Consider the following 18,747-nt stretch of genomic DNA (forward strand, 5'->3'; position numbering starts at 1 on the left):
TTGGGTCAACGGGGTGCGTGTTTGGTCCGTGATCCGGCGTTTCGGATTATGCAAAAAGCCTTTGCGACAGGGCTCGCTAGCTTATTGTCGACCCCTCGCTCACTTCCCAATACAGAACCTGCTAAAAATCACTCCGAGAAGGTCATCCGAACTGAACTCACCGGTGATTGAATTCAACTGATCCTGCGCGAGCCTAAGTTCCTCAGCGAACAAATCAAGCGCTTGCGAGTTCTGATCGGCGTGCGCGGCGGCAGTCGCCAAATGTTCCTCAGCCGCGCGCAATGCAATCAGATGCCGCTCGCGCGCCAGGTACACGCTTTCCGCGCCCGCCTGCCAACCGGCGATCCGCAGCAGTTCGTCGCGCAACAGCGCAACGCCGTCACCCTGTTTCGCCGACAGCCGCACTTCGCTCAGTTCGAGGTCCGCGTCGAGCGCTTGCGTCGCGGGCGCGAGGCCGGTCAGGTCCGTCTTGTTCAGCACGCGGACCACCGGCACGCCACCCGGGAAGCGTCCGGCAATCGCATCGTCTTCAGCCGTCATGCCGGTGCGCGCATCGAGCAGATGCAGCACGACATCCGCGCGCTCGATTTCACTCCATGTGCGCGCAATGCCGATCTTTTCGACTTCGTCCTCGGTATCGCGCAGGCCGGCTGTGTCGATCACGTGCAGCGGAATGCCTTCGATCTGAATGGTCTGCGCGACCTTGTCGCGCGTCGTGCCGGCGATCGGCGTGACGATCGCCAGCTCCGCGCCGGCCAGCGCGTTCAGCAGCGACGATTTACCGACGTTCGGCTGCCCGGCCAGCACCACCGAGAGCCCTTCGCGCAACAACGCGCCTTGCCGCGCTTCGCTCAGCACGTGCGCGAGACGCTCGCGAATGCGCGCGAGCTTGCCGCGGGCGTCGGCGGCTTCGAGGAAATCGATTTCTTCTTCGGGGAAGTCCAGCGTCGCTTCGACCAGCATGCGCAGCGTGATCACGTCTTCGACCAGCGCGTGAATGTCGCGCGAGAACGCGCCGTCGAGCGAGCGGCCCGCCGAGCGCGCGGCGGCCTCGGTGCTGGCCTCGATCAGATCGGCGACCGCTTCGGCTTGCGCCAGATCCAGCTTGTCGTTGAGGAAGGCGCGACGCGTGAATTCGCCCGGTTCGGCCAGACGCAGACCGAACGCGCGGCCGGCGTCGATGCAACGCTGCAGCACGAGTTGCAGCACGACCGGACCGCCGTGGCCTTGCAGTTCGAGCACATGCTCGCCGGTGTAGGAATGCGGCGCCGGGAAGTACAGCGCGATGCCGCGGTCGAGCGCGTTGCCTCTGACGTCGAGGAATGGGACGTAGCTGGCGTGGCGCGGCGCCAATGTCTGGCCGGTAAGCGCCTGCATCAGCGGCTGGGCTGCCGCCTCTCCCGAGCGGCCGAACGAAATTCGCACGACACCGATCCCTCCACGGCCGGGCGCGGTGGCAATGGCGACGATCGGATCGGAATCGGTGGTGAGCATAAAAGCGTGGCAAAAACGGAGAGGAGGGGAGGGCGCCGCCGGTCAGCGCGGCGCGAGGCATTGTAACGCGGGCGCTTTCGGCGCTTGTGTCGCGACGCTCTTGTTGATGGCGGAAGCTACCTTAGTCGGGCGACTGGGATTTATCTCAAACGAGCTAGGATTACTACTGCGTTCCTTGAGAATAAATAAGAAGTTGTAGGACGGCGAAGTCGCAGACAGGCGCGCCAGACAAGGAAAAACACCAAAATTCTACAAATTCGGCAGACCCATTGCCTAAAGCGCCTCGCAAGCTAAAAGTATCTCAAATACGCTAAAACTAAACTCGTCCGGTTGTCAACTGTTTGAAGGTTGAATTGCACAATCCGGCCCATGCCGACCAATAAAGAAAAAGCCGCCTTCGCCAAACGGCTGAAGGACCTGCTGGAGCCGCTGAAGATTCGCGGCGGGACCAAGCTCGCCGAGCAATTCAATCTGCGCTATAGAGGTGAGCGGGAGGTTACGCCGCAAACCGCTCATAAGTGGTTATCCGGTACGACGATTCCCAAGCCAGATAAGTTGCGTACGCTGGCCGAATGGCTGAACGTGAAGGAGCACTGGCTGCACTACGGACCGTCGCCGGGTGTGAACGCGAGGCCGCTGGCACGTGGCGAGAAATACCCACCGTCGGCGGAAACGATCGAGCTCGCTTCCAAGATCGAGTCGCTCACACCGAAGGACCGTTTTCTGGTCGAAGAGATGATCGTGCGCTTTTATGGTGAAGACGCGGAACCGGAAGAGGAATAAGCGCGGTTTCGCGTGGCGAGTGTTGCCGCGAGCATGAAAAAAGCCGCCCGATTTTGCGCCGGGCGGCTTTTCTTTTCTACTGCTGCTATCTGAGCTTCAGACGACGGTGGGCGCTTCCGCCCACCTCAAGCAAATATCATCAAGCCGCTTTGGCCTTAGTCTGCCCCATCATCCGCGTGATGTAGTACTGCTGGGCGATCGACAGCACGTTGTTCACGACGTAGTACAGCACCAGACCGGCCGGGAAGAAGAAGAACATGACCGAGAACGCGATCGGCATGAACATCATCATCTTGGCTTGAACCGGGTCCGGCGGCGTCGGGTTCAGCTTGGTCTGCAGGAACATCGAGACGGCCATGAGCACCGGCAGGATGAAGAACGGATCCTGCTGCGACAGATCGTGAATCCACAGAATCCACGGCGCGCCGCGCATTTCCACCGACGACAGCAGCACCCAGTACAGCGAGATGAACACCGGAATCTGAATCACGACCGGCAGACAGCCACCGAACGGATTGACCTTCTCGGTCTTGTACAACTCCATCAGCGCCGAGTTCATCTTCTGCGGATCGCCCTTGAAGCGTTCACGCAGTGCTTGCATGCGCGGCGTGATCGCCTTCATGCGCGCCATCGACTTGTAGCTCGCAGCCGACAGCGGGAAGAACACCGCCTTGATCAGCAGCGTGAGCAGCACGATCGACCAGCCCCAGTTGCCGACATAGCTGTGGATCTTTTCGAGCAGCCAGAACAGCGGCTTGGCGATGATCGTCACCCAGCCGTAGTCCTTCACCAGTTCCAGACCCGGCGCGATACCTTCCAGCATGCGCTCTTCTTCCGGACCCGCGAACAGACGCGCGGACACGTCGACCGTTTGGCCCGGGGCGATGGTCGGCACCGGCTCCTTCACGCCGACGCGATACAGCGCCGGATCGATCTTTTCGACGTAGATGTCGCGCTTCGCACCTTGCTGCGGAATCCAGGCCGACGCGAAGTAATGCTGAACCATCGCGATCCAGCCGTTGTCGGCCGAAGTCGCGTAATCCTGCTTATTCTTGTCGATGTCGCCGAACGTCATCTTCTGGAAGTGATGCTGGTCGGTGTAGACAGCCGGCCCGATAAACGTGTGCGAGAAGCGCGGCGTTTCCACCGGCTGGTCGTCACGCACCAGTTCCATATAGACCGACGGGCTCACCGGCGTGGTGCCGACGTTCTGGATCTTCGTGTCGACGCCGATCACATAGCTGCCGCGCGTGAACGTGTAGGTCTTGATGACCTTCACGCCACCCTTCACCGGCGATTCGAAGCTGAGCTGGAACGACTTTTCGTTGCCCGTCAGATCGTGTTGCTGGTTCGGCAGCGGGGTGTAGATGTCGTTGTGATTCGGAAAATCGCCGCCGAGCAGGCCTGTGCGCGCCAGATACGTGTGGCTCGCGGTGCGGTCGAACAGCGTGATGACGAGATCGGGCTGCTTGCCGTCGCCTTGCTTGACGAGCGACAGCTTCGACAGCGTGCCGCCGCGAGTGTCGATTTCGCCGCTATAGACGTCGGTGTTGAACTTGATCAGTTGCGCTTGCGTGGCCGCCGGCGCGTTGCCCGGTGCGGCTGCGTTCGTGGCCGGCAGATCGGCGGGCTGGGTTCCCGGCGTCGTGGTTCCCGGTGCGGCGCTACCGACGGTCTTGGTCGGCGTGGCGCTCGGGAAGAACATCGACGGGCGTCCGTGGTCGCGTTGCCAGTTGTCGAACAGCATGACCGCTGACATGAAAAAGATGACCCATAGGACGGTGCGTTTGATATCCATGCGTTGTCTCAGTGTCGATGGAACGGCGCGTCAGCGCTTTTCAGAAGTGGGAGGCGGGACGAGATCGATGCCGCCCGCGGAAAACGGGTGGCAGCGGCAAATACGCCTGGCGGCGAGATAAGTCCCGCGCGCGGCGCCATGATACTGGATTGCTTCGCGCGCGTAATCAGAGCAGGAAGGGTAAAAACGGCACCGGTTGCCGAGCATTGGGCTGACGGCAACCTTGTAGAAACGCAGTATAGCGATGAGTACCGTTTGCATGGCTGGTGCGGCCGGACGGCGCCGCGCAACGTGGAGTACCGGGCGACGCCCGCGCAGCCCGGCTGCCGGAGCGGCCTGAACTGCAAAGCGGGCGGTCACTTGAGCGTCATTCCGTCTTGGGCGCTTCCGCGGGCGGCGCCTGGCGACGGGTCACTTCGCGCGCTGCCTTGTCGAGCAGCGCCTCGATTTCGCTGCGGCACAGCGCCCTCAACGGCGGCGACGAGGCGCTCGGCAAAGCCTTCTTGTCGAAGCGCGTGTGCAAACGCAGCAGCACATCCCAACCGCCGAATTCCGCGCGACGCAGCCGGAAGGCTTCACGCGCGATTCGACGTACCAGATTACGCGTGGCCGCGCGCGGCGCATACTTCTTGCCGATCACGAGGCCCAAGCGAGCTTCGTTGCCGGTGGGCCGGCCGTACACCACGAAGTGCGCGGTGCGGCGCCACGGGCGCAAACGAAAAACGGATGAAAATTCATCCGTTTTCAGCAGCCTTGCGGCTTTGGGGAAGGCGGCTTGCGCTCGCAACGGAACCGAGCCCAGTTGCTGCGCCTCAGCCGTTCCCGCTTCACCGCGGGCTTCACTACCTGGCATAAGCGTCGCGTGCAACGCCTGCCTTAGATGGCGAGGCGCTTGCGGCCCTTCGCGCGACGTGCGTTGATGACCTTGCGGCCACCTGCGGTCTTCATGCGAACGCGGAAGCCGTGGGTGCGCTTGCGACGGGTAACGGAAGGTTGGTAAGTACGTTTCATGTTGCTCTCACTTGATCGACTGATCGAAAATTAACCGCACGATCATCGCTGAAGCGGCAATGGCCGGGCGTTTACAGAATTGGTTTTCGCGGAACCCGCTATTTAAACCGGTTTTTCGTTGACCGTCAATAGTTTAGCCTGGTTCGACCCGGCCCTATGAGGCGCAAGCCTCGTGATCCGTCCCTGTGGATAACTCCCTTGCGGGTCCGTTTTGGCGTTAGAATCTCGCCTTACTTCCCAAAAATCCTGCACGCCGCTCCGGCTCGCTCGTCCCGCAAACCCTTGTGGCACAAGCGCCTGGGGCCGTTACGCCTGGCTGCTCAGGGCCTTGTTGCGTGCGCGCGACAGGGGCAGCGGCGACCGCCGTGCACACCATAACGACAGCAACTCGATGAACGATTTCTGGCAACACTGTTCCGCATTGCTGGAGCGTGAGCTTACGCCCCAGCAGTACGTGACGTGGATCAAACCGTTGGCCCCGGTCGCCTTCGACGCCGCTGCGAACACGCTTAGCATCGCTGCGCCGAACCGTTTCAAGCTCGACTGGGTCAAGAGCCAGTTCTCCGGCCGCATCGCGGATATGGCTCGCGATTTCTGGCAGGCTCCCGTCGACGTCCAATTCGTGCTCGACCCGAAAGCCGGCATGCGCGCCCCCGCAGCAGCCGCGCCGGCACCGGCTTCTGCGCGTCCGGCTTCCGCGCCCAGTTCGATGGGCGGTAGCGCCGGTAATGGCGCTGCGGTGGACGCGGCCGTCGGCGCCGTGCAAGCGGCGCAGGCCGCGCGCGCCGGCGGTGCGAACGGCGCGAACAACGCGATGGCCAACCTCAACGCCAATGCCCGTGCCGCAGCTGAACAAAACGCGAACGCACGCGCCGCGGCCGCTGAAGACTCCGCCGACCTTGACCTACCCAGCCTCGACGCGAACGAAGCCGCGGCCGCCCGCCGCACGTGGCGTCCGGGTCAAAGCGCGAGTTCGAACGGCAGCGGCGAAAACGACTCGATGTACGAGCGTTCCAAGCTGAACCCGGTGCTGACCTTCGACAACTTCGTGACCGGTAAGGCCAACCAGCTCGCGCGCGCCGCGGCGATTCAGGTTGCGGACAACCCCGGCATCTCATACAACCCGCTGTTTCTGTATGGCGGCGTCGGCCTCGGCAAGACTCACCTGATTCACGCGATCGGCAACCAGCTTCTGATGGACAAGGCCGGCGCGCGAATCCGCTACATCCACGCGGAGCAGTACGTGTCCGACGTGGTGAAGGCCTACCAGCGCAAGGCGTTCGACGATTTCAAGCGCTACTACCACTCGCTCGACCTGCTGCTGATCGACGATATTCAATTCTTCTCCGGCAAGTCGCGCACGCAAGAGGAATTCTTCTACGCGTTCGAGGCGCTGGTCGCGAACAAGGCGCAGGTGATCATCACCAGCGACACGTATCCGAAGGAAATTTCGGGTATCGACGACCGCCTGATCTCGCGCTTCGACTCCGGCCTGACCGTGGCGATCGAGCCGCCCGAGCTGGAAATGCGCGTCGCGATTCTGATGCGCAAGGCGCAATCCGAGTTCGTGAGCCTGAATGAAGACGTCGCGTTCTTCGTCGCGAAACACTTGCGTTCGAACGTGCGTGAGCTCGAAGGCGCGCTACGCAAGATCCTCGCGTACTCGAAGTTCCACGGGCGCGAAATCACGATCGAAGTGACGAAAGAAGCGCTGAAAGACCTGCTGACAGTACAGAACCGGCAGATTTCGGTGGAAAACATCCAGAAGACCACGGCTGACTTCTACAGCATCAAGGTCGCGGACATGTATTCGAAGAAGCGTCCCGCGAACATCGCGCGGCCGCGACAGATCGCCATGTATCTGGCGAAAGAGCTGACCCAGAAGAGCTTGCCGGAAATCGGCGAGCTGTTCGGCGGACGCGACCACACCACGGTGCTGCACGCGGTGCGCAAAATTGCCGATGAGCGCAGCAAGGACGCGCAACTGAACCACGAACTGCACGTGCTGGAGCAGACGCTGAAGGGCTGAGCGGTCTGTCTGGAAAAAACGACCTGTTTATTTCCAAACTCGCCCCCATTTTAGTGAGGCGCTTCCGTTTTCAGGCACAATACAGGTTTAACCGCCCGGCGGCCGCGGGCGGATTTCACGCCGTGACAGGCGCTGCGTGGCGCCGGCGGGGAGCCACGGCTGCGCGCGGGAACGCTGTCCTGGCAAGGCGCGCAGGCCGTTATATCAACGAAGGAACTCTATGCAACTGGTCAAGACCGAACGCGATAACCTCCTCAGGCCGCTGCAAACTGTGAGCGGCATCGTCGAACGCCGCCATACGTTGCCGATCCTCGCCAATTTGCTGATTACCAAGAACGGCCCTGACGTGTCGTTCCTGTCGACCGACCTCGAGTTGCAGATCACCACGCGTGCCGATTTCGGCGTGGGCGGCGATTCGGTGGCGACCACGGTGGCAGCGAGAAAGCTCCTCGACATTCTGCGCGCCATGCCCGACGGGCAGGTCACGCTCACGCTGAACGACAAGCGTCTGACCGTGCAATCCGGCAAGAGCCGCTTTGCGCTGCAAACGCTCGCCGCGGACGAATTCCCGACGGTCGCGCAAGCTAAAGACTACGGCGCGAACCTCGTGGTTCCCCAGAAGACTTTCCGCCAGTTGCTGGGCATGGTCCATTTTTCGATGGCCCAGCAGGACATCCGCTACTACCTGAACGGCATGCTGCTGGTGGTGGACGGCGACCAGCTGATGGCGGTCGCGACCGACGGCCACCGTCTGGCGTTCTCGTCCATGAAGATCGAAGGCTCGTTCCAGCGTCAGGAAGTGATCATCCCGCGCAAGACGATTCTGGAACTCCAGCGTCTCCTGGAAGACATCGACGACACGCTGAAGATCGACATCGCGCAGACGCAGGTCAAGTTCACGTTCGGCCAGGTCGAACTGGTGTCGAAGCTGGTGGAAGGCAAATTCCCCGACTTCCAGCGCGTGATTCCGAAGTCGCACAAGAATCAGTTCGTGATCGGCCGTGAAGAACTGCAGCGCTCGCTGCAACGCGCCGCGATTCTGACCTCGGACAAATTCAAGGGCGTGCGCTGCATCATCGAGCCGGGCCAGTTGAAGATTATGTCGACCAACGCCGATCAGGAAGAGGCGCAGGAAGAACTGGAAATCGCATACGACGGCGACAGCGTCGATATCGGGTTCAACGTCACGTATCTGCTCGACGTGCTCGCGAACCTGAAAGTCGACACGTTGCAAGTGAGCCTGGGCGACGCCAGCTCCAGCGCGTTGATCACGATTCCTGAGAACGACGAATTCAAGTACGTCGTGATGCCGATGCGCATCTAACGCGTCCAATACCAAAGAACACACCAAGGGGCGCAGCGCCCCTTTGGCGTTTTTATGGTGATTTGAAAAGTCCCGAGCAGCAACCTTGCAGCAACGCAGAACCGGAAAAAATCCATGACTGAAACGAACAATTCGCAACCCGACAACAGCTACGGCGCATCCTCGATTCAGATCCTCGAAGGTCTGGAGGCGGTGCGCAAGCGGCCCGGGATGTACATCGGGGATACATCGGACGGGACCGGTCTGCATCACCTCGTATTCGAAGTGCTGGACAACTCCATCGACGAAGCGTTGGCGGGGCATTGCAACGACATCCAGGTGATCATTCACGCGGACAACTCCATTTCCATCACCGACAACGGCCGCGGCGTGCCGACCGGTCTGAAGATGGACGACAAGCACGATCCGAAGCGCAGCGCCGCTGAAATCGTGATGACCGAGTTGCACGCCGGCGGCAAGTTCGACCAGAACAGCTACAAGGTGTCCGGCGGCCTGCACGGCGTGGGCGTGTCGTGCGTGAACGCGTTGTCCGCGTGGCTGCGTTTGACCATTCGCCGCGACGGCAAGAAGCACTTCATGGAATTCCACCGTGGCGTGCCGCAGAACCGCATTATCGAAGAGATCGACGGCGTGGCTGTTTCGCCGATTCAGGTCACCGGCGACACCGAGAACCGCGGCACCGAAGTGCACTTCCTCGCCGACGAGACGATTTTCGGCAACATCGAATATCACTACGACATTCTGGCCAAGCGGATTCGCGAACTGTCGTTCCTGAATAACGGCGTGCGAATCAAGCTGACCGACCAGCGCACCGGCAAGGAAGAAGATTTCGCGTTCGTGGGCGGTGTGAAGGGCTTTGTCGAGTACATCAACAAGAACAAGTCCGTGCTGCACCCGAACATTTTCCACATCAGCGGCGAGAAAGACGGCGTGGGCGTGGAAGTGGCGATGCAGTGGAACGACAGCTACAACGAAAACGTGCTGTGCTTCACGAACAACATTCCGCAGCGTGACGGCGGGACGCACTTGACCGGTTTGCGCGCGGCGATGACGCGCGTGTTGAACAAGTACATCAACGATCACGAAGTCGCGAAGAAGGCGAAGGTTGAGACTTCCGGCGACGATATGCGTGAAGGGTTGTCGTGCGTGTTGTCGGTGAAGGTGCCGGAGCCGAAGTTCAGCGCGCAGACGAAGGACAAGCTGGTGTCGTCGGAAGTGCGCGCGCCGGTGGAGGATGTGGTCGCGAAGGCGCTCGAAGAGTTTCTGCTCGAGACGCCGAATGACGCGAAGATTATTTGCAGCAAGATTGTCGATGCGGCGCGCGCGCGGGATGCGGCTCGGAAGGCGCGTGAGATGACGCGTCGCAAGGGTGTGCTCGACGGCGTGGGTCTGCCTGGGAAGCTGGCGGATTGCCAGGAGAAGGATCCGGCGAAGTCCGAGATTTATATCGTCGAGGGTGACTCGGCAGGCGGGTCGGCTAAGCAGGGTCGGGATCGGAAGTTTCAGGCGATTTTGCCGCTGCGCGGCAAGGTGCTGAATGTGGAGAAGGCGCGGTATGACAAGCTGCTTTCTTCGGAGCAGATTGTTACTTTGATTACTGCTCTCGGTTGCGGGATTGGTAAGGAAGACTACAACCTCGATAAGCTGCGTTATCACCGCATCATCATCATGACCGATGCTGACGTGGACGGTGCGCACATTCGGACGCTGTTGTTGACGTTCTTCTATCGGCAGATGCCGGAGATGATCGAGCGTGGGTATATCTATATCGCGCAGCCGCCGCTGTTCAAGATCAAGGCGGGGAAGGATGAGCGGTATTTGAAGGATGAGGCTGAGGTTAATGCTCACATTCTGAAGCTGGCGCTGCAGGGGTCGGAGTTGTTGGCTTCTGAAGGGGCTACGCCTATTACCGGCGATGCGTTGGGGGAGTTGGCTCGGGCTTATTTGCTGGCGCAGGCTGTTGTTAACCGGTTGAGCCGGTTGTATGACGCTGGGGCGCTCGAGGCTGTGATGGATGGGATTGTTATCGACCTGTCTAGCGAGGAAGCGGCTGATGCGTCGGCTAAGGCTCTGGAAGCGAAGCTAAGGGATGATCCGTTGAAGCCTGAGGTTAAGGTTACGACGATGTATGACCCTGTGCGTGAATTGCGCTCGTTGCGGGTTGCGCGGACGCATCACGGGAATCAGAAGATTTCTGTGTTGGATCAGGATTTTCAGCTCACGGCTGACTATCAACAGCTGATCAATACCGCTAATACGTTTAAGGGGTTGATTGGGACTGGCGCTGTCATTAAACGTGGCGAGCGGAGTATGGCTGTTACTGACTTTAAGTCGGCTATGAAGTGGTTGTTGGCTGATGCTGAGCGCAATATTTCGAAGCAGCGCTATAAGGGGCTCGGTGAGATGAACCCTGGGCAGCTTTGGGAGACTACGATGGATCCGACTGTGCGTCGACTGCTGAGGGTGCAGATTGAGGATGCTATTGCGGCTGATGGGATCTTCACTACGCTCATGGGGGATGATGTGGAGCCGCGTAGGGCGTTCATTGAGTCGAATGCGTTGAGGGCGGGGAATATTGATGTTTGAAGGCTGCTGCTGCGACCAACGCATAGGCTGAAAATATAAGACCCTTAAGTTGAAAAACTTATGGGTCTTTTTTCATGGCTCGATCTCCCAGTTCTGCCGACGCAGTAATATTCGCGAAGAGGCGAATCGGTGTGACCTTGGATCGTTCCATGAACCGGGGCTGCGAGCTTTGGGATACGCACACAGATGGCAAAAGAAAAGAAAGATATTGTTGCAATATTTCGCTACATGGGACCTGCGTTAGACGCACTTAGGACACTTGGTGGGTCCGGCACCCCAGACGAAGTCGTTGAGCGTATTGCGCAAGACCTCGGTCTTTCAGATGATGCGCAGAATGAAGTCTTGCCATCAGGGGAAGGGCGTTTCCGGAACCGAGTGCGATGGGCAAGGCTTTACCTTATGCGAGAAGGGCTCGTTGACTCATCCCAACGCGGAGTCTGGGCGCTCACCGACGCCGGACGTCATACGAATCTTTCGATTGAACAGGCACGCGGCGTAGCTACAAAGTGGAACCGCATTTTTGGAGAAGAGCGGCGAGCGAGAGCAGGCGGCGCAGAGCCTATGTCAGCCGAAGGTTCAGAACCCGCCGGTGCGGTCACCGGTGACTATCGCTACGAACTCCTCCAGATACTGAAGAATCTGCCCGCATCGGGATTTGAACGGTTGTCTCAACGACTTCTTCGCGAGGCGGGCTTTGTGCAAGTGGTCGTAACCGGAAGCAGTGGCGACGGAGGCATAGACGGGTATGGCACACTGCAAGTTAACCCCCTTGTCTCGTTTAAAGTCCTGTTCCAATGCAAGCGGTATGCGAAGTCGGTGTCGCCGTCACAAGTTCGTGATTTTCGAGGTGCAATGTCGGGGCGAACCGACAAAGGCATCATTATCACGACCGGCACATTTACGGCGGAATCGCGTCGCGAGGCGGGCCGCGATGGTGTCCCTCCGATCGAGCTCATTGATGGGGAAAAGCTCGTCGACATGCTCGAACATTTGGAACTGGGATTGAAGCCCGTACGAACCTTTGTCGTCGACGCACAATTTTTTGACGAATTCCAGAGCTAGCCAGTTTATTGGCGAATGGCCTCCCGGAAAGCGCGTTGAGTCGCCCGGGGGACGGATTTGTTTTTTGATAGTAGACGCTTGATATGCCGCCCCCTCCGTCGTGGCACTTGTTAAAATTGGCGCAATCCCACTCCTCAGCGATCATTCCTGCCGGGGATTCCCCTACACTGCTAGTCTCGTAGAGAACTTGAATGAGCGATCAGACCCCCGCTCAGTACCAGCGGCAAAATATCCTAAACAACCGCTATGCGCTGCAAGCGGCTGAACAGCACTTGGATTTGGGCGGTGTTGCTTACCAAGGCGAAATGGTATTTACGAAACAGCAGGTAACGGCGCTCTTCGAGGTGAGCGATGCCACGGTGGAGCGTTATATCGCTAGCCATGGCGAAGAACTTAAGGCAAATGGCTATGAACTCATCAAGGGCAAAAAACTCAAAGAATTCAAAGGCTTAAGCAATGTTACCCTCACCGATGAGGGTAACAAGGCGCCAATCTTAGGAATTTTCAGCTTCCGGGCGGTACTTAACTTGGCCATGCTCCTTACGGAGAGCGAGCGGGCCAAGGCCATCCGCTCCAGATTGCTTGATATTGTGATGGACGTGTTAGCCGAGCGGACAGGCGGCCACACCAAGTACATCAATCAGCGTGATGACCAGTATCTAACCGCTGCGTTTCAGGAACAGAGTTACCGCAAACAGTTCACAGATGCGTTAGACCAACATGTTGTAGAGAATAAGTGGAAATACGTCCGTTTTACCAATCTCATCTATCAGAGTATTTTTAAAGAAAACGCCGCTGAGTACCGCAAGATACTGAATTTGGCTGGCAAGGACAACATCCGCGAGACGATGTATGCGGAGGTGCTTAACCTGATTGCCAGTTACGAAACCGGTGTCGCCCACGAATTTGCCGCCGCTGCTCTTCATCAAGGCCGCAAGCTAACGATGCAAGAAGCTGAGACGTTGTTCAGCCAGTTCGAGCGGCATCCTCTCTTTAAACCGCTGATTTTGGATGCGCGCACCAAGATGGCCAGCCGTGACTTGGGCTTCCGGGATGCGCTTCACCAAAAACTGGAGGCCTACGTCCAGTCAGTGCCGGAGGCGGACTTTGACCGCTTCTTGGGCGAAACTAGTAAGTCCCTTGAGGAGCGCTTGAGCGACCCGGCGACCCTTGCGGTGTTCAAGCGTCTGAAGGACCGGTGAGCATGGACGAGCATCAAGGCATCCGCTTTCTCTACTTTGATGTTGCGCATGCGGTCGATACTCAGCGTTGGATTATCGTCAAATCCGGCGGTTTGGCTGGCGTCAAACATGTTGAGCATCTTGAAAGCGTACTGGGTCATATCCAAAATGACGTGTACTACCCGGAAATGGCGGACAAGCTCACGCACTTGATGTATTCCATTAACAAAAATCACCCATTTAACGACGGCAACAAGCGTTCGTCTATCGGTCTCGGTGCTTATTTCCTGGAGCTAAACGGATACGACTATGTTGTTACTCGCTTTGTTCGTGAAATGGAAAATACCGCGGTATATGTGGCGGATAACGTCGTAAGCAAAGAGTTGTTGCGTGGACTGATTGCGTCGATCTTGTACGAGGATGACTATTCCGAAACCCTCAAATTTACTTTGATTGAAGCAATTTCTCGGTCCCTAGATGAAACGGATGACTAATAACGTCAGTCGGCTCCGAGTGAGTTTCATGATTCACGTCGTGGTTGGTAACCACGGCACTTCAGGTGCGCAGCTAACTTGTCTTAAGCAACCTCATGGACCCAGTGACGATCGCGTCCACGTCAAACTTAAGTGGGCATATGCACGCCATGGGAGAAAATGTCGAGATTCGGACCCTACGCCATCGTCTACATGGGGCGGAGTTCAAGGCACAGGCGGTCGATGCGTGCATCCAGCCCTGTGTGTCGATTGTGGCATTTGTACTGCGATTCCAGCCGAACGCCAACTTGCCGGGTCCGATAGTTGTGATCCGCGAGGATCGGATCGTCATGCCAGCAGTGCGTTGCGCATCAATACCCACGACCGGTCCTTTCGTCAATTTAGCGCCTATCGTCGATGAACTCGGGTAGTGTAAGCGTGACTCCCAAACTCAACCCACAAATGCGGCCAAGCAGCGAGCCATCCCATCGACGCCAAACCTTGACAGAGCCAGTCTCGTTACTTCGGTTTGCGCAGAAGACCTTTGCAGGAACCTTGTAAATTGCGACGCTGAACGGAAAAGCGGCTTGTACATCACTTTCGAAAATTATGGCAATTAAGAAGTCAGATCTCTATTCCTCCCTCTGGGCCTCTTGTGATGAACTGCGCGGCGGTATGGATGCCAGCCAGTACAAGGACTATGTCCTGTTCATGTTGTTCATCAAGTACATCAGCGACAAGTACGCCGACAGCGAAGACTTCGCACCGCCGGTTGTCATCCCCAAGGGGGCCAGCTTTAAGGACATGATCGCCCTTAAGGGCAAGAGCGACATCGGCGAAAAGATCAACACGCAGATCATCCAGCCGTTGATCGATGCCAACAGCCGCCTCGCGCGCAGCGACTTTCCCAATTTCAACGATCCCGAGAAGCTAGGCACAGGCGCCGAGATGGTTGAGCGCCTCACGAATCTGGTCAGCATCTTTCAGAAGCCCGAGTTGGACTTCTCGCAGAATCGCGCCGAGCACGATGACATCTTGGGCGATGCGTACGAGTATCTGATGCGCCACTTCGCCACCGAGAGTGGCAAAAGCAAGGGCCAATTCTATACGCCGTCCGAAGTGAGCCGCATCATCGCTAAGGTCATCGGTATTTCTCCCGCCAACACGAAGGCCAGCACCACTGCCTACGACCCCACCTGCGGCTCCGGCTCCCTGCTGCTAAAGGTGGCCGCAGAGGCCGGCAAGCACATCACGCTGGAAGGTCAGGAGAAAGACGTGACCACCGCCGGCCTCGCGCGGATGAACATGATCTTGCATGACTTCCCCACGGCCAACATCCTCAGCGGCAACACCTTGGCCAACCCCAAGTTTAAGGATGGCGAACAACTGCGCACTTACGACTATGTAGTGGCCAACCCACCGTTTTCCGATAAGGCCTGGAGCACGGGCCTCACTCCCACTGACGATCCCTACAAGCGTTTTACTTGGGGGGCGCCGCCCACTAAACAGGGCGATTACGCCTACCTGCTGCACATCGTCCGCAGCATGAAGGCCAGCGGGAAGGCGGCCTGCATCCTGCCGCACGGCGTCCTCTTCCGCGGCAATGCTGAAGCCGTTATCCGCAAGGCGCTTGTGAGCAGCGGTATCCTCAAGGGTTCGCCTCGTCCGCTCAATCTCCGTCCGACCTACAGTTCGGCATACAACGGCAATAAATCCTGATCGACCAACCGCAGTTCAATCGCATTCGCGACTGCCACATGCTCCTCCTTCGCCGCTGAAAACGGTTCATCGACGACACTGACCACAATCGTCCCTTTTTGCAACTCGCCATCCATCACAGGAATGAGGGAAGCGGCTTCCGGCACTTGCTGTGACGTGAGAACACGCGGCAAATAAAGCATCCAACCGGCACCCGGTCGTTTTTCAAAGACCTTGTGTTCCGAGGCGTATATAAAGGAGCCCACTTCAATGCTCAGTGCTGGCCAGATACGCGTCGCTTCGCTGACGATATCCGCCACGACTTCAAGCCTTGTCATCTCCGTAACGCCTTTGGTTTGCAAGCTCAAGGTGCACAGACCACTCACCGATAAATGGTCCGTAAAAACCGCGCCTCCGTTACCTTCGATTCCATTCCAGGCACCGAACGAGCGCACCCCCGGGCAGCCCTGCTTCTCGGCCTTGGCCATCGCAATTACGGCCGTGGTCGGCCCTGACGCATTGAAGGCACGATTACGGAGTGAAGCTTTTACGCTTGTCGCCGGCGGATACCAACCGTCGATCGGCAAATTCGCGCGTTGCAACACGCTTGCGAACTCCCACAACCAGGCGCATTCGGTTTCGACCGCGGGCAACACCGGCTCCGACAGACGAAATGCCAATTCAAGGTTCAGACTGAACTTCATGGTATCGGCCAATTTCCTCCGAGCTAAAGTTCGGTGAACAAGGGCAGCAAGTCCTGATCGACCAATCGCTCTTCAATTGCGTTGGCGATCTTCACATGTTCCGGATTTGAAGCAGAGAAAGGCTCATCGACAACACTGACGATGAGGGTGCCTATCCGCTTCTTACCATCCATGACCGGAATCAGGTCGCGAGCCTCGGGCACTTGCTGCGCAGTGAAAACTCTCGGCAAATAAAGCATCCAACCGGCGCCGGGTCGTTTTTCGAAGACCTGCTGCTGCGAGAAATACTTGAATGGCCCGACCTGAACGCTCGACGCGGACCAGATGCGCGCCGCTTCCGAAACAACGTCCGCCACGAGCGTTGTCTGCTGAAATCCGACAATGCCTTTCATCTGGAAGGTCACCGAGCACACACTATCAATGCCCTGCGAGTCGGAAAAAGCAGCTCCACCGTCTCCCTCCAAGCCATTCCAAACCCCGAGCGACCTGACGCTAGTGCCATTGGATAAAGCGGAATTCTTCGCCATGGCAATCGCCGCGCTGGTCGGTCCATTGGCATCGAAGGCAGCGTTTAGCAGCGACGCTTTTTCCGTATCCGCCGCTGGATACCATTTGTCCACGGGTAAGCCGGCTCGCGTCAGGACGTTCGCAAACTGCCAAAGTCGGTCGTACTCCGACTCGATGGTCGGCAATTGCGGGGCGGCTACGCGATAGGTGACATCAATGTTCAAATGAAAGGCCATGTTCGTCAACGTTCAGTGCTCGTGCTCATTAAAGTGGCTTTAATTCTGTGTTGACCAGCGGCGCGGTGGTGCGAAAACTGCGCGTGAAGTACCGATAGCTGAGCGGCTGCATAAAATACCAATGCAACAGCGCCGGTGTATTGGCCGCCGCAACGAGGTTTTGTTCTCTCGCCTGGTTGCGCATTTTTTCAACACCAGAAATCAGGAAGAATCGCTTTGGATTGCCCGTCTCCGGATCAAAAAACTGATCATAATTCGCCTTTGCCTCTTCCAGCTGACAAAGCGACGCACGAAACCCATCGAAGTCGAGCCCGCTGAAACTCCACTCGGTATTCGGCGCGAAGCCCGTCACCTGCGCCTGATACGTGCGCGAGGTGTCTGACATATTCCAGTTACGCGTCACGAGGTTACCCGCATCCGGTGGACACTTCTTGCACGCTTCGTCTGTCTTCGGCATGGTTCGCGCGACCGGTTGGGTCTTGCTCTTGTCTTGCGCCTGGTCGCCGGATAGCGACAGGATTCCCGCCGCAGCGGTCCCGCCTAGCAAAGCGGGGAATGCTTCGGCAAGCAATGCGCCCGCTCCCTCGACGAGCGGAATTGCCAATACAGCCATCACCGCTTCTCCCTTTCCCGATCAATCAACTTCCGCCGCGTCACCGCCAGCAGATCCTCGAACCGCTCCTCGACCGGTCGTCCCGGCTTCGCGAGCCAGGCCGCGATCCCCGGCTTGCGATAAAACTCTGGCACATCCGCTTCGATATAAAGAAACTCCACCAGCTCCTTGTCCTGCTGAAACCCCATGCGCTTAGCGTCCCCATACGCCCGTACCAGGCGGTCGAGTAAGGTCGGATCGTCGGCGTAACGCGGGGCGTCGCGCACGATATCGTCACGAATCGTCGCGACAAAATTGCGTTCGTCGCTCGCGCACAAAGTGGCCCATTGTTCTGCGGTCAGTTCAAGCATGGTGAGAGACGTGAAAGCGTTTGCCATCCGCGAGGCCGTGCCACTCGTCCACATCGCCGAAATAAGCGCGACGTCTTTCGGTATCGAGCGCATTGAAGAGCGGCACGAAAACACGCGGATCCCAGAACCGGAGCAACGCAATCTTGCCATTCGGCAGTTTGCTGTTGAGCTTGCGTTGCAGTGTCCGCACGAGCGACTCGATATCCTGCGTGCTGAACAACCACATCACACCAGGCCGCGCTGTTTCCAGTTCATCGAGTGAAGCCACCAAGTCGGCATCGGGTTGCGCGATGTCGACAAGCCATGGTCCAGCGGATGCCAATGGCTCATCTTCTGTCCCGGCGAAAAGCGTGTGCACAGTGCCCCAGCGGCGCCGCAAGCTGCGGCCGAAATGCTGTTCGTACTGCAGGCCATCGACCAGCGCATACGCACGCAGCCCCGGCGCATCCGCACGCAAACGCTCCAGCCGTTCAGCGAGAGTCGTTGGGATCATGAGCGCACGACAGTGGAAGCGCCCGTTTCTGCGGCATGAGCGAGGCACTCGCGACACAAGGTCGGCGCGACTGTGGACTCCGCCGCCGCGGCTGTCGTGCCCTGCATCGACGCAGGTACATTGCCGGTGGTTTCGGATTGCGCGGCGATCAACACCGCACCGCACGAGGTCTTGTCGCCATGAAAAGCGAGCGGCACACCTTCCACGGTCATCGCCGGATTCTGCGATGTCACAATCGGAAACGTGCCGTCGCATTTCGGACAATGGACGAGGTCACCGAGCCGGGCGGCGCGCCGTCCGCTGTCGCCAACGCCGATGGTCGCCGAGGCGGAAACGATCTTGCCGCCGTGCGACGTGCTATCGCCTTCACATGCGATCGAAGTCATAAGTCACCTGCCATCAATC

General features: G+C 58.5%; 19 protein-coding genes. 8 read left to right on the forward strand and 11 right to left on the reverse strand.

Annotated features, from left to right (window positions below):
* Positions 1-99: 99 nt before the first annotated feature.
* A complete protein-coding gene (mnmE, locus tag PQR54_RS01440) occupies positions 100-1,494 on the reverse strand; it encodes a tRNA uridine-5-carboxymethylaminomethyl(34) synthesis GTPase MnmE (RefSeq protein ID WP_408243769.1) in 1,395 nt (464 codons plus the stop codon).
* Between the two features lie 369 nt (positions 1,495-1,863).
* Here mnmE and PQR54_RS01445 point away from each other — a divergent pair, with 369 nt between their 5' ends.
* The gene (locus PQR54_RS01445) at positions 1,864-2,277 is read left to right on the forward strand and encodes an XRE family transcriptional regulator (protein ID WP_408243770.1); all 414 of its coding nucleotides are present in this window, start codon (positions 1,864-1,866) and stop codon (positions 2,275-2,277) included.
* Between the two features lie 139 nt (positions 2,278-2,416).
* Here the strand turns inward: PQR54_RS01445 and yidC are convergent, their stop codons facing one another.
* The 4 genes from yidC to rpmH form a co-directional block, all read right to left on the reverse strand.
* Complete coding sequence (yidC, locus tag PQR54_RS01450; protein ID WP_408243771.1) at positions 2,417-4,075, reverse strand: membrane protein insertase YidC; 1,659 nt, start codon at positions 4,073-4,075, stop codon at positions 2,417-2,419.
* Positions 4,076-4,105: 30 nt separating this feature from the next.
* The gene (gene yidD / locus PQR54_RS01455) at positions 4,106-4,336 is read right to left on the reverse strand and encodes a membrane protein insertion efficiency factor YidD (protein ID WP_408243772.1); all 231 of its coding nucleotides are present in this window, start codon (positions 4,334-4,336) and stop codon (positions 4,106-4,108) included.
* 106 nt (positions 4,337-4,442) lie between these two features.
* Positions 4,443-4,928, reverse strand: coding sequence for a ribonuclease P protein component (locus PQR54_RS01460; RefSeq protein WP_012434888.1), 486 nt, complete (start codon positions 4,926-4,928; stop codon positions 4,443-4,445).
* Between the two features lie 23 nt (positions 4,929-4,951).
* Positions 4,952-5,086 carry a 50S ribosomal protein L34 gene (rpmH, locus tag PQR54_RS01465; protein WP_004198824.1) on the reverse strand — a complete coding sequence of 45 codons (135 nt, stop codon included), beginning with the start codon at positions 5,084-5,086 and terminating at the stop codon, positions 4,952-4,954.
* 391 nt (positions 5,087-5,477) lie between these two features.
* On the opposite strand from rpmH, the gene dnaA reads away from it, so the two are divergent.
* The 7 genes from dnaA to PQR54_RS01500 all read left to right on the forward strand — a co-directional run bounded on the left by dnaA (position 5,478) and on the right by PQR54_RS01500 (position 15,460).
* Positions 5,478-7,115, forward strand: coding sequence for a chromosomal replication initiator protein DnaA (gene dnaA / locus PQR54_RS01470; RefSeq protein WP_408243773.1), 1,638 nt, complete (start codon positions 5,478-5,480; stop codon positions 7,113-7,115).
* A gap of 220 nt (positions 7,116-7,335) precedes the next feature.
* A complete protein-coding gene (gene dnaN, locus PQR54_RS01475; RefSeq protein WP_007180118.1) occupies positions 7,336-8,439 on the forward strand; it encodes a DNA polymerase III subunit beta in 1,104 nt (367 codons plus the stop codon).
* 114 nt (positions 8,440-8,553) lie between these two features.
* The gene (gene gyrB, locus PQR54_RS01480) at positions 8,554-11,025 is read left to right on the forward strand and encodes a DNA topoisomerase (ATP-hydrolyzing) subunit B (protein WP_408243774.1); all 2,472 of its coding nucleotides are present in this window, start codon (positions 8,554-8,556) and stop codon (positions 11,023-11,025) included.
* Between the two features lie 186 nt (positions 11,026-11,211).
* A complete protein-coding gene (locus tag PQR54_RS01485) occupies positions 11,212-12,087 on the forward strand; it encodes a restriction endonuclease (RefSeq protein WP_408243775.1) in 876 nt (291 codons plus the stop codon).
* 191 nt (positions 12,088-12,278) lie between these two features.
* Positions 12,279-13,289: a DNA-binding protein gene (locus PQR54_RS01490; RefSeq protein ID WP_408243776.1), complete on the forward strand. Its 1,011-nt coding sequence runs from the start codon at positions 12,279-12,281 to the stop codon at positions 13,287-13,289.
* A gap of 2 nt (positions 13,290-13,291) precedes the next feature.
* The gene (locus tag PQR54_RS01495) at positions 13,292-13,762 is read left to right on the forward strand and encodes a type II toxin-antitoxin system death-on-curing family toxin (RefSeq protein ID WP_408243777.1); all 471 of its coding nucleotides are present in this window, start codon (positions 13,292-13,294) and stop codon (positions 13,760-13,762) included.
* A gap of 588 nt (positions 13,763-14,350) precedes the next feature.
* A complete protein-coding gene (locus PQR54_RS01500) occupies positions 14,351-15,460 on the forward strand; it encodes a type I restriction-modification system subunit M (RefSeq protein ID WP_408243778.1) in 1,110 nt (369 codons plus the stop codon).
* On the opposite strand, the gene PQR54_RS01505 is transcribed toward PQR54_RS01500, so the two are convergent.
* The 6 genes from PQR54_RS01505 to PQR54_RS01530 are packed head-to-tail and all read right to left on the reverse strand — an operon-like array spanning position 15,427 to position 18,728.
* Entirely contained in the window at positions 15,427-16,143 is a 717-nt protein-coding gene (locus PQR54_RS01505) for a hypothetical protein (protein ID WP_408243779.1), read from the reverse strand. The two genes, PQR54_RS01500 and PQR54_RS01505, sit on opposite strands and share 34 nt — an antisense overlap.
* A 23-nt stretch (positions 16,144-16,166) precedes the next feature.
* A complete protein-coding gene (locus PQR54_RS01510; RefSeq protein ID WP_408244237.1) occupies positions 16,167-16,886 on the reverse strand; it encodes an immunity 52 family protein in 720 nt (239 codons plus the stop codon).
* A 28-nt stretch (positions 16,887-16,914) separates the two neighbouring features.
* Complete coding sequence (locus tag PQR54_RS01515; RefSeq protein ID WP_266240749.1) at positions 16,915-17,499, reverse strand: restriction endonuclease fold toxin 5 domain-containing protein; 585 nt, start codon at positions 17,497-17,499, stop codon at positions 16,915-16,917.
* Positions 17,499-17,849, reverse strand: coding sequence for a hypothetical protein (locus PQR54_RS01520; RefSeq protein ID WP_408243780.1), 351 nt, complete (start codon positions 17,847-17,849; stop codon positions 17,499-17,501). Before PQR54_RS01520 ends, PQR54_RS01515 begins: the two co-directional genes overlap by 1 nt.
* Positions 17,842-18,342 (reverse strand): DUF4123 domain-containing protein, encoded by a 501-nt coding sequence (locus tag PQR54_RS01525; RefSeq protein ID WP_408243781.1) that lies wholly within the window; start codon positions 18,340-18,342, stop codon positions 17,842-17,844. The genes PQR54_RS01520 and PQR54_RS01525 overlap by 8 nt, the downstream gene beginning before the upstream one ends.
* Positions 18,339-18,728 (reverse strand): PAAR domain-containing protein, encoded by a 390-nt coding sequence (locus PQR54_RS01530; protein WP_027799124.1) that lies wholly within the window; start codon positions 18,726-18,728, stop codon positions 18,339-18,341. Before PQR54_RS01530 ends, PQR54_RS01525 begins: the two co-directional genes overlap by 4 nt.
* Positions 18,729-18,747: the final 19 nt, after the last annotated feature.

This window comes from Paraburkholderia phytofirmans (assembly GCF_046028095.1).
Taxonomy (GTDB): Bacteria; Pseudomonadota; Gammaproteobacteria; order Burkholderiales; family Burkholderiaceae; genus Paraburkholderia; species Paraburkholderia phytofirmans_A.